This is a genomic window from Oceanimonas marisflavi, from assembly GCF_003049725.1.
In the GTDB taxonomy this organism is placed as follows: Bacteria; Pseudomonadota; Gammaproteobacteria; order Enterobacterales; family Aeromonadaceae; genus Oceanimonas; species Oceanimonas marisflavi.
Genome location: NZ_QAGM01000010.1, coordinates 96520 through 108053, shown reverse-complemented (window position 1 = coordinate 108053; position 11534 = coordinate 96520). Strand labels below are relative to the sequence as shown.

The 11534-nt window shown below is 63.7% G+C and carries 8 protein-coding genes and 1 pseudogene; 6 read left to right on the top strand and 3 right to left on the bottom strand.

Annotation, left to right across the window (positions count from 1 at the left end; genetic code table 11):
• The first annotated feature begins 15 nt into the window (after window positions 1-15).
• The 5 genes and pseudogenes from DA373_RS08455 to nirD all read left to right on the top strand — a co-directional run bounded on the left by DA373_RS08455 (window position 16) and on the right by nirD (window position 5580).
• Complete coding sequence (locus DA373_RS08455) at window positions 16-987, top strand: ABC transporter permease (RefSeq protein WP_107851870.1); 972 nt, start codon at window positions 16-18, stop codon at window positions 985-987.
• A gap of 11 nt (window positions 988-998) precedes the next feature.
• Complete coding sequence (locus tag DA373_RS08450) at window positions 999-1814, top strand: ABC transporter ATP-binding protein (protein ID WP_198650275.1); 816 nt, start codon at window positions 999-1001, stop codon at window positions 1812-1814.
• Between the two features lie 46 nt (window positions 1815-1860).
• Entirely contained in the window at window positions 1861-2622 is a 762-nt protein-coding gene (gene cobA / locus DA373_RS08445; RefSeq protein ID WP_232821231.1) for a uroporphyrinogen-III C-methyltransferase, read from the top strand.
• Window positions 2623-2844: 222 nt separating this feature from the next.
• Window positions 2845-5248, top strand: a pseudogene (locus tag DA373_RS08440) (FAD-dependent oxidoreductase).
• Complete coding sequence (gene nirD / locus DA373_RS08435) at window positions 5245-5580, top strand: nitrite reductase small subunit NirD (protein ID WP_107851867.1); 336 nt, start codon at window positions 5245-5247, stop codon at window positions 5578-5580. Before DA373_RS08440 ends, nirD begins: the two are co-directional and overlap by 4 nt.
• Window positions 5581-5620: 40 nt before the next feature.
• On the opposite strand, the gene hldE is transcribed toward nirD, so the two are convergent.
• Complete coding sequence (gene hldE, locus DA373_RS08430; protein WP_107851866.1) at window positions 5621-7045, bottom strand: bifunctional D-glycero-beta-D-manno-heptose-7-phosphate kinase/D-glycero-beta-D-manno-heptose 1-phosphate adenylyltransferase HldE; 1425 nt, start codon at window positions 7043-7045, stop codon at window positions 5621-5623.
• 129 nt (window positions 7046-7174) lie between these two features.
• Here hldE and lpxL point away from each other — a divergent pair, with 129 nt between their 5' ends.
• Complete coding sequence (gene lpxL / locus DA373_RS08425) at window positions 7175-8101, top strand: LpxL/LpxP family Kdo(2)-lipid IV(A) lauroyl/palmitoleoyl acyltransferase (RefSeq protein WP_107851865.1); 927 nt, start codon at window positions 7175-7177, stop codon at window positions 8099-8101.
• Between the two features lie 47 nt (window positions 8102-8148).
• Here lpxL and DA373_RS08420 read toward each other — a convergent pair whose 3' ends face one another.
• On the bottom strand, window positions 8149-8508 hold the full coding sequence (locus DA373_RS08420; protein WP_107851864.1) for a four helix bundle protein: 360 nt from the start codon (window positions 8506-8508) through the stop codon (window positions 8149-8151).
• 30 nt (window positions 8509-8538) lie between these two features.
• Entirely contained in the window at window positions 8539-11409 is a 2871-nt protein-coding gene (glnE, locus tag DA373_RS08415) for a bifunctional [glutamate--ammonia ligase]-adenylyl-L-tyrosine phosphorylase/[glutamate--ammonia-ligase] adenylyltransferase (RefSeq protein ID WP_107851863.1), read from the bottom strand.
• Between the last annotated feature and the right edge of the window lie 125 nt (window positions 11410-11534).

Below are 11534 nucleotides of genomic sequence, written 5' to 3'. Positions count from 1 at the left end.
GACGAGGAGAGCAAGATGAGCATCAAGGTAATTTCACTGACCCACTGGTCACGGCTGACCTCGCCCCGAAGCTGGTCAACCGCCCTCACCCCCATTCTTGGCCTCGGCGTGTTTCTGCTGCTGTGGCACCTGCTGGCGGGCCAGGTACAAACCTCCCTCGGCACCCTGCCCGGCCCGGTAGAAACCGGCCAGCAAGTGGCGAACCTGGTGCAGGAGCACCAAAAGGAACGGGAACGGGAGCAGGGGTTCTATCAGCGCCAGCACGACCGCAATCAGGCCCTGCTGGCAAAAGACCCCGAGGCCGAGGTGCGCATTCGCACCTTCAACGGTCGCCCCACCTTTCTTGACCAGATTGTGACCAGCCTGAAAACCGTGGCCGCCGGCTTTCTGCTGGCCACCGCCATCGCCATTCCGGCAGGCATTGCCCTGGGCCTGAACAAAACCCTGCACCAGGCAATCAACCCGCTGGTACAGCTGCTCAAGCCGGTATCGCCCCTGGCCTGGCTGCCGCTGGTGACCATAGTGGTGAGCGCACTCTATGTGAGCCCGGATCCGCTGGTGTCCAAATCGTTTCTGATCTCGCTGTTCACCGTCACCCTGTGCTGCCTGTGGCCCACCCTGATCAATACCGCCGTGGGCGTGGCCAATCTGGACCAGGACCTGAACAACGTCAGCAAAATGCTGCGTCTGGGCAACCTGACCCATGTGCGCAAAATCGTGCTGCCGAGCGCCATTCCCATGATCTTCACCGGCCTGCGGCTGTCCCTGGGGGTGGCCTGGATGGTGCTGATCGCCGCCGAAATGCTGGCCCAGAACCCGGGCCTGGGCAAATTCGTGTGGGATGAATTCCAGAACGGCAGCAGCGACTCCATGGCGCGCATCATGGTGGCGGTGGTGGTCATCGGCCTGATTGGCTACCTGCTTGACCGCCTGATGCTGGGTCTGCAGCAACGCCTGTCCTGGGACAAAAACAGCAACCACCGCTGAGGAGCGCAATCATGAGCAAACATTACCTGGAACTGAGCGGTGTCGACATGCGTTTTCGCACCGACAAGGGAGAATTCGAGGCCCTGAAAAACGTCAACCTGCGGCTGAAAAAGGGCGAGTTTGTGTCGCTCATCGGCCACTCCGGCTGCGGCAAGAGCACGGTGCTCAACCTGGTGGCCGGGCTGCATGAACCCAGCAGCGGCGGCGTGATCCTGGATGGGCGGGAAGTAGACGGCCCCGGCCCGGAGCGAGCCGTGGTGTTCCAGAACCACGCCCTGCTGCCCTGGCTGACGGTAGAGCAAAACATCGCCCTGGCGGTAGACAATACCTTTCCCCGCCAGGACAAGGCGGAGCGCCGGGAGCGGGTGCGGCACTTTCTGGAACTGGTGCACATGGGGCACGCCGCTCACAAGTTGCCCGGCGAAATCTCCGGGGGCATGAAGCAGCGGGTGGGCATCGCCCGGGCGCTGTCGGTGGATCCCAAGGTGCTGCTGATGGACGAGCCCTTTGGCGCCCTCGACGCCCTCACCCGGGCCCACCTGCAGGACTCGCTGATGGAGATTCAGGCCGAGCTTGGCAACACCGTCATCATGATCACCCACGACGTGGACGAGGCCGTGTTGCTGTCGGACCGCATCGTGATGATGACCAATGGCCCGTCCGCCACCATTGGCGAGATCCTGCCCATCAGCCTGGCACGGCCGCGCAACCGGGTGGCCCTCAGCGACGATGCCCATTATCACCAGCTGCGCCGGCGCGTGCTGAGCTTCCTCTATGAAGGTCACCACAAGGTCAGCCCCCTGGATAAAAAGGCCAGAGTGGCCTGATCCCCATATTACCAGAGGGGGCCGGACAGGCCCCCGGGAGGAAACCATGACAACCCCCATGCACGTCTCCCTGGTGGGCGCCGGCCCCGGCGACCCCGAGCTGCTGACCCTAAAGGCCCTGCGCGCCATCGAGCAGGCCGATGTGGTGGTCTACGACAGCCTGGTCAGCCCCGACATACTGGCGCTGATCCCGGCCGGAATCAAACGCATTGAAATGGGTAAACGCTGCGGCCGCACCAGCGCCCGCCAGGAAGACATCTGCGCCCTGCTGGTGCGCCTGGCCCGGGCCGGCAACCGGGTGGTGCGGCTGAAGGGCGGCGATCCCTTTATTTTCGGACGCGGCGGCGAAGAGGCGCTTGTCCTGCGCCGGCACGACATTCCCTTTACCGTGGTGCCCGGCATTACCGCCGCCCTGGGCTGCGCCGCCTCGGCCCTGGTGCCCCTGACCCACAGGGGCGTGGCCCGGGCCGTGACCCTGGTAACCGGTCATCTGCAGCGGGGTGGCGAATTTCAAGGCTGGTCCGCCCTGGCCCGGGCCGGCCAGACCCTGGTGTTTTACATGGGGCTGGAGCAGGCCGCCGTCATTCAGCAGCAGCTGCTGGCCGCAGACTGCCCGGCCTCGCTGCCGGTGGCACTGATTGAATCCGGAACCACCGCCGCCCAGCACATCACCACCACGGAGCTGGGCCGGCTCTCGGCCACCGCCGCCGGTCTCACCCCGAGCGGCCCGGTATTGATGATCATGGGTGAAGTGGTGGCGCTTCGCGCCGGGCTCACCGCGACCCTGGAGGCCCTCGCCGTGGCCTGAGCCGGTGCGGCGACATTTGCATCATGATGGGGAAGCCCCTGCTGTTAAAACGGGCAGGCGTTGATGAGGAATAAGAATAAAAGCTGAATTATCAATAAATTAAAAACTGGCACGGATGTTGTAGATACCCATGTACGCGCCAGTCGCACAAGGAATGGGGCCACACCACGGCCGCCGAATACATCAACCCGCAAGCAAGTCCTGGGTGGCTTAAGGATAGCAATGATGAAACAGAAACTGATCGTCGTTGGTAACGGCATGGTAGGACACCATCTGCTGCAACAGCTGGTGGAGCAGAACGGCACGGACCGGTACGACATCACAGTGTTCGGCGCCGAAAAGCACGCCGCCTACGACAGGGTGCACCTGTCCGAGGTCTTCGGCGGCAAGGCGCCCGATGAGCTGCTGATGGCCGGCACCGAGTGGTATGGCGACAACGGCATCACACTGCGCCTGAACGAGGCGGTCACCGCCATCGACCGCACCGCCCGCACCCTGACTACCGCCACCGGCGCCGTACTGGCCTACGACCGCCTGGTGCTGGCTACCGGCTCGGTGCCCTTTGTGCCCCCCATTCCCGGCCGGGAGCGGCAGCGCTGCTTCGTTTACCGCACCCTGGAGGATTTGGCCGCCATTCAGGACGCCTGCCAGGGGGCCCGCACCGGCGTGGTGATCGGCGGCGGCCTGCTCGGTCTGGAAGCCGCCAACGCCCTGCGCCTGCTCGGCCTGGAAACCCATGTGGTGGAGTTCGCCCCCCCGGCTGATGCCGGTGCAGCTGGACGAGCGGGGCGGCGACCTGCTCAAGGAGAAAATCGAGCGGCTGGGGCTCAAGGTACACACCCGCAAGGCCACCCAGTGCATTATTGACGGTGAAAGCGCCAGTCATCGCCTCAAATTCGACGACGGCGAACAGCTGGAAGCCGATGTGCTGGTGTTCAGCGCCGGCATTCGGCCTCAGGACAGCCTGGGCCGCGAGGCCGGCCTGACCCTGGGCGAACGGGGCGGCATCTGCATAGACGATCAGTGCCGGACCTCGGATGCCGACATCTACGCCATCGGTGAATGCGCCCTGTGGCAGGGCAGGCTGTTTGGCCTGGTGGCCCCGGGCTACCAGATGGCCCGCACCGTAGCCAGCCAGCTGCTGGGCAATGAGGCCGCCTTTCAGGGTGCCGACATGAGCACCAAGCTCAAGCTGCTGGGGGTGGACGTGGGCGCCATCGGCGACGCCCATGGCCAGACCCCGGGCAGCCAGGAGGTACTGCTGCTGGATCGCAGCAAGGATCTGTACAAGAAGCTGGTACTGAACGACGCCGGCGATCGCCTGCTGGGGGCCGTGCTGGTGGGCGATACCGGTGACTACGACATCCTGCTGCAGACCTACCTCAACGACCTGCCGCTGCCGGCCCATCCCCTGGCCCTGCTGGTGCCGGAAGACGCCTCCGGTGGCGCCTCCAAGGCGGCTCTGCCGGCCAGCGCCACCGGCTGCACCGGGCTGCTGACCCAGGTGGTGAACCAGAGCCTGGAAGAGCAGGGCATCAGCGCCGACAAGGGGCTGTGCGAGCACTTCGGCTACAGCCGCCAGGAGCTGTTTCATCTGATCAAGGTGGGCAACATCAGGCATTTCGACGAACTGCTGCACCAGCACGGCACCGGCCTGGGTTGCGATATCTGCAAACCGGCGGCGGCCTCCATTTTCGCTTCCCTGTGGAACGAGCACGTGCTGTCGCCCGAGCACCAGCCGCTGCAGGATACCAACGACACCTTTCTCGCCAATATGCAGAAAAACGGCACCTATTCGGTGGTGCCGCGGGTACCGGGCGGCGAGATCACCCCGGAACAGCTGATCGTGCTGGGCCGGGTGGCCAAACGCTACGATCTCTACACCAAGGTCACCGGTGGCCAGCGCATCGACCTGTTCGGCGCCCGCCTGGAGCAGCTGCCCTTGATCTGGCAGGAGCTGATCGACGCCGGCTTTGAAACCGGCCACGCCTATGGCAAGTCGCTGCGCACCGTCAAGTCCTGCGTAGGCTCCAGCTGGTGCCGTTATGGCGTGCAGGATTCCCTGGATCTGGCGGTGGCCCTGGAGCACAGATACAAGGGCCTGCGCTCGCCTCACAAGCTGAAATTCGCGGTGTCCGGCTGCACCCGGGAGTGCGCCGAAGCCCAGAGCAAGGACGTAGGGGTGATCGCTACCGACAAGGGCTGGAATCTCTATTTCGCCGGCAACGGCGGCATGCGCCCGCGTCACGCCGATCTGTTCGCCACCGATCTGGATACCGATACCCTGATCCGCTACATCGACCGCCTGCTGATGTTCTATGTGGCCACCGCCGACCGGCTGCAACGCACCTCGGTATGGATGGAAAGCCTGGAAGGCGGCCTGGACTACCTGCGCCAGGTCATTATCGACGATTCCCTGCGCCTGGCCGACGAGCTGGAGGGGCGCATGGCCCATGTGATCGCCAGCTACCGGTGTGAATGGAAAGCTACCCTGGAAGATCCGGAAAAACTCAAGCGTTTCAGAAGCTTCGTCAACACCGACGAGGCCGACCACAGCATCGTTTTCGAGCGCAAACGCGGCCAGATCCGCCCGGCCGACACCATTGAAATCAAGGAGGTATCATGAGTCTTGTTCGTCTTTGCCACGTCGCCGACATTCCCGAACACAGCGGCAGGGCTGCCCTGGTGGCGGGCCGGCAGCTGGCCCTGTTCAATCTGCCCGGGCTCGGCTTTTTCGCCCTCGACAACTGGGATCCCATCGGCCGTGCTCAGGTACTGGCCCGGGGCATAGTGGGCGACCTCAAGGGCGAGCCCTGTGTGGCCTCGCCCCTGTACAAGCATCACTATTCCCTGAAAGACGGCCGCTGCCTGGAGCAGGAAGACGTCAAGGTGCGGGTATGGCCGCTGATCACCCAGCAGGATCAGCTGTGGCTGGAGGCAGCCAGCCTGAAGGAATAAACAACGGGGCCGACAGGCCCCGTTTTTGTGCCAACACCCCTCAGCGGGTGCGAATGGCCTCGATAATGGCGGTGGTGGAGCAACCGTCCTCAAAGTTGAGTACTTTCACCTCGCCGCCGTTGGCAGTCACTTCCTCATAGCCGGCAATGTCTTCCGGCTGGTAGTCGCCGCCCTTGACCAGAATGTCCGGCAGCACGCCGGCAATCAGCCGCTGGGGCGTGTCTTCGGCAAAGGGCACCACCCAGTCTACCGCGCCCAGCGCCGCCAGCACCGCCATGCGCCGATCCACGGTATTCACCGGCCGTCCTTCGCCCTTGAGAGCACGCACCGACTCGTCGGTGTTCACCGCCACGATCAGCCGGTCACCCAGCTTGCGGGCGTTGTTCAGGTAGGACACATGGCCGGCGTGCAGAATGTCGAAACAGCCGTTGGTCATCACGATTTTCTCGCCCCGGCGGCGGGCCGCATCCACCACGTATTTTAGCTGCTGCTCGCTCACCACGCCCATGCCCGACTCGGGGCCGCCGTAGAGCTCATTGGCCAGCTCGATGGCGGACACGGTGGAGGTACCCAGCTTGCCGACGACGATGCCGGCAGCCACGTTGGCCAGGGCGCAGGCTTCTTCCAGCGCCAGGCCGGCGGCCAGGCTGGTGGCCAGGGTAGCGATAACGGTATCGCCGGCACCGGTGACGTCATACACCTCGTGGGCCCGGGCCGGCAGGTGCAACTCATCTTCTTCCCGGCGGATCAGGGTCATGCCGTGCTCGGAGCGAGTCACCAGCAGCGCCTGCAGTTCAAAGCGTTCCACCAGCTCCCGGCCCCGGGCCACCAGCTCCTGCTCGTCTTTCACCTTGCCCACCACGGCTTCAAATTCGCTCATATTGGGGGTGAGCAGGGTGGCGCCGCGGTATTTCTCAAATTCGGTACCTTTCGGGTCAACCAGCACAGGCACACCGGCCTGATTGGCGGCCTGGATCAGCTCCTGCACCCGGGCCAGGGCGCCCTTGGCGTAGTCGGACAGCACCACCACACCGGCCGCGCTCAGGGCGGCGGCGTGCTTTGCACTCAGGGGGGCGGCGTCTTCGGCATCAAAGCCGTCTTCAAAATCCAGTCGCAGCAACTGCTGGTTGCGGCTCATTACCCGCAGCTTGGTGATGGTGGGATGGGTGGCGTGGCGCACGAAATCGCAGTCCACCCCCACCGCCTGCATGCGTTCCTGCAGAGCATTGGCGGCCCCGTCGTTGCCGGTCAGCCCCAGCAAACGGGCACTGGCGCCCAGGGCGGCGGCGTTCAGGGCCACGTTGGCGGCGCCGCCCGGACGTTCTTCATTGTGCTCAACCTTAACCACAGGCACCGGGGCCTCGGGCGAGATGCGTCCGGTAGGGCCCGACCAGTAACGGTCCAGCATCACATCCCCGACCACCAGCACCCTGGCGTTATCGAATTCCGGCAACTTGATCTTCATAGCTTCCGACTCTTTGACACATGGAAAGGGCAAATAATATCACAGCCTGAGCCAACGGTGGGTGTGCGGGTGGTCATTGCCGCCGGAGTTATTTAGAATCCGGCCATTCACCTTTACTGGCGTTAAACCATGCAAGACCACCGGCTTCCTTCCTTTCGCGCAGCCCTGCTGCACCCGCGCTTCTGGCCCGCCTGGCTGGGGCTGGGTCTGCTCTGGCTGCTGGTGACCCTGCTGCCCTGGCGTGCCCAGATGGCGCTGGGCCGGGCCCTGGGGCGGCTGTCGATGAGGCTGCTTAAATCCAGGGTAAAGGTGGCCCGGCGCAACCTGGAGCTGGCGTTGCCGGAGCGGGAAGAATCCGAGCGCGAACGGCTGCTGAAGGCCAACTTTGAAAGCGTGGGCTGCGCCATTTTTGAAACCGGCATGGCCTGGTTCTGGCCCCACTGGCGCATGGGCGCCCTCACCACCATGGACGGTACCGAGCATGTAGACACTGCGGTGGCAAAGGGCCGGGGCATGCTGCTGCTGTCGGCCCACTTTCTCACCCTGGAGCTGAACGCCCGCCAGTTTGGCCTGTACCGCCCCGGCGTGGGGGTCTACCGGCCCAACACCAATCCGGTGCTGGAATACGCTCAGGTGCACGGCCGCTGCCGCTCCAACAAGTACCTGGTGGACCGGCTCGACATCAAGGGCATGCTTCGGGCGCTGCGTGCCGGCGATGCGCTCTGGTACGCGCCGGATCACGACTATGGCCGTCACGCCAGCGTGTTTGTGCCCTTCTTTGCCGTCGACAAGGCCGCCACCATCACCGGCACCGCCACCCTGGCGCGAGTGAAAAACACCGTTACCCTGCCTTGCTTTACCCTGCGGGAGAAACAGGGCTACCGACTGGTGATCCAGGCGCCGCTGGAGAACTTTCCGGTGGGCGACGACGAGACCGACGCCATTACCGGCAACAAGGTAATCGAGGCCGCCATTCGCCACGCCCCGGAGCAGTACATGTGGCTGCACCGCCGGTTCAAGACCCTGCCCGAGAAGGGCATGCCGTCACGGTACTGACTTAAAGTCAGGGACTGGGGATCAGGGATTAGGGACTGGTAACATCGTCAGGTCTCGAGTTTCCGTTTGATGCTGCGCTGCAACCCGTTAAGCAAGCGAAATGTGTGGTCCAACTGCCGAAAGACATCATGAGTTTCCGGCAGCAGGCCAAGCATACACGCGATCTCCATCTGAGTGTCGAGCTCATTCAGCGAGCCTCTGGCAATGCTCAGGAAATGAGCGTATTCACGGGTACTCGCTCTGGCCACACCTTCGGCAATGTTCGAAGGCACTGAAATGGCGGCTCTGCGCATCTGGGACGTGAGACCAAACAACTCGGCTCGGGGAAATGACGCCGATACCTCATAAGTCAGCTTGACCAGCAGCATGGATTCACGCCAGACATCCAGTCGCTTGTGCGTCTTCATATTTGCCCTCCAGTCCCTGTTCCCTATTCCCTAGTCCCCGCTGTTGAGCCATTTTTTCCAGCTTGCCACCACCCACTCCCGCTCCTGGGTGAGCTCGGTGTCGGGTACCCGGCCGGGTTGATCCGAGAGGCTGAGGCGATGGCCCCGGTCACGAATGGCGCAATAGGCCTGGCGCAGGCGCAGGGATTCGTCTTCTTCGAGCAGATCCACTTCCACCGCGGTTTCCAGAATACGCATATTGTCGGACCAGCGGGTCAGCTCCGGATGCTGCTCACTGTGAACCAGCACCAGGTACTGGGTCAGAAACTCGATATCGGCCAGCCCCCCCACCGACTGCTTGAGGTGAAACTCCCCCGGTCCGGCCTTGATCAGGTGCTCGCGCATCTTCTCGCGCATGGTCACCACCTCTCTGGCCAGCTCGCCGTGATCCCGGGGCTGGCTCAGCATGCCGGCGCGAATACGGGCAAACTCGTCAAACAGGACCGGCTCGCCCACTATCATGCGGCTGCGCACCAGGGCCTGGTGCTCCCAGGTCCAGGCGTCTTTCTCAAGATAATGACCGTAGGCATCGAGGGGGGTCACCATCAGCCCGGCGTTGCCGCTGGGGCGCAGGCGCATGTCCAGCTCATAGAGCACGCCACTGGCGGTGCGGGTGCTGAACAGATGAATAATGCGCTGGGCCAGACGCAGGTAGAACTGGCGGCTGTCCAGGGGCTTGTCACCGTTGGTCTGGCCGCTGATGCCGCTGCGGTGTACAAACACCAGATCCAGATCCGAGCTGTAGGCCAGCTCTATGCCGCCCAGCTTGCCGTAGGCCACCACCCCAAACCCCTTATCGCCGCTGTCCGCCAGCTGGGCCGGCACGCCGTGGCGGGCGCTGATCTGGGCCCAGGCCTGATTGACCACTTCTTCCACAATGGCTTCCGCCAGCCAGGTGAGGTGATCGCTGACCTTCATCAGCGGCAGGGCGCCGGCAATGTCGGCGGCGGCAATGCGCAGCAGCTGAATCTGCTTGAACTGGCGTAGCGCCTCCATTTGCTGCTCCACGTCCTCTTCCGGCACCCGCAGCAGAAACTGGCGCAGCTCGTCCTTGTAGGCGTCCAGCGGAATGGGGTTGTACAGCACCTGGGGCACCAGCAGCTCGTCCAGCAGAATGGGAAAACGCGCCAGCTGCTCGGCCACCAGGGAGCTGGCCTCGCACAGGCGAATCAGCTGGGTTAACGCGCCGGCGTTTTCCACCAGCAACTGCAGGTAGGCGGTACGGGTGGCGATTTGCAGCAGCAGCTTCTGCAGCCGGGCAAACAGAATGCCGGGGGTGTCGGACTGGCTGACTTTTTCCAGCAGCACCGGCATCAGTTTTTCCAGCGCCTGCCGCCCCTGGGGACCCATGGCCCGGCGCGGGCATTCTTCCTTGAAGGTATTCAGGGCACCGGCCAGCCGCGCCGCCTTGTCGGCGGCCATGCCCTGCTCTTCCAGCAGGGTCGCCAGCTCGCTTTCATCCTCCCAGTCGGTCTGCCAGATATCGGACCAGATCTGGGCCACGCCTTCTTCCTCGGCCTCGGTGCTGTCGCCAATGAGCAGCTCAAACTGACGGTGCACCCCGTCCATGGCGTTATGCAGCGTGGTCAGAAACCCGTTCCAGTCATCATGGCCGGTGAGCCAGGCCAGCCGGATCTGGTTGAGATCGTCCTGAGGCAGGGTCTGGGTCTGCCGATCCGCAAAGGCCTGCAGGTAGTTTTCCACCTTGCGCAAAAAGCGGTAGCTGGCGTGCAGCTGTCCGGTTACCTCTTTTTCAAGGGCGCCGGACTCACAGGCCGCCGCCAGCGCCTCGGGCAGGTGGCGCACCTGCAGCGCCGGCTCCCGGCCGCCGCGAATAAGCTGAAACACCTGAGCGATAAATTCCACCTCGCGAATGCCGCCGGCGCCCAGCTTGATGTTGTCTTTCAGGCCCTTGCGCCGCACCTCGGCGGCGATCATCGCCTTCATCTGGCGCAGGGAGTCGATGACGCCAAAGTCGATATAGCGGCGAAACACAAAGGGCTTGAGCATGGCCCGCAGCTCGGCGGTGTATTCCCCCTCGTCGTTGAGAATGCGCGCCTTGACCATGGCGTAGCGCTCCCAGGTGCGGCCATGGTGCTGGTAGTAGTCTTCCATGGCGGTAAAGCTCACCGCCAGCGGCCCGGACTCGCCAAAGGGCCGCAGCCGCATGTCCACCCGATATACCTGGCCGTCTATGGTGGTCTGATTGAGGGCATTGACCAGCTTTTGCCCCAGACGAATAAAGAACTGCTGGTTGGCCAGCTCCCGCCGTCCGCCCCTGGTCACGCCGTTGTGAGGAAAGGTGAAGATAAGATCGATGTCGGAAGAAAAATTAAGCTCATTGCCCCCCAGCTTGCCCATCCCAAGAATCAGCATGGGCACGGCGTTGCCTTCGGCGTCGGTGGGAGTGCCCAGCTCGGCACACTGGCGGCGGTACAGCCAGCGGTAGCTTTCCACGATCAGGGCGTCGGCCAGGGCCGAAATATGCACAAAGCTCTCTTCCACCTCGGCCCCCAGCAGCATTTCCCGCCAGGCGATCAGCAACAGCTCCCGGCGCCGGTACTGGCGCAGCACGCGCATCATGGTCGGCTCGTCATTGACCTCACCCAGCATCGCGGCCAGCTCGGGCTGATAGCGGCCGGCCCGGTCGGCGTTAAACAGATCCCGTTGGTCATCCAGCTCCAGAGCCAGCTCGGGCTGACGACACAGGCTGTCGGCGGCAAAGTCACTGCAGGCAAACAGCCGCTTCAGCCGCTCAATGCGCTCATTGTCGAGTCGGGGCAGCCATTCGGCGGCGCGTTCTTCAAAGTGGGACCAGTGTTTGTCGGCCTGGACGGCGAGCGGGGCGGGCAATGCAGACATCGGCAATTCCTTCTGTTCGGCGATAGGGCTCAGACTACCACCCTTGGCACCGGGGCACAGCGGGCCAGCGCAAATTATGCCGCGCTTGCGAAGGCGGGGCCGGCTGAATTAGTCTGTAGCCGACT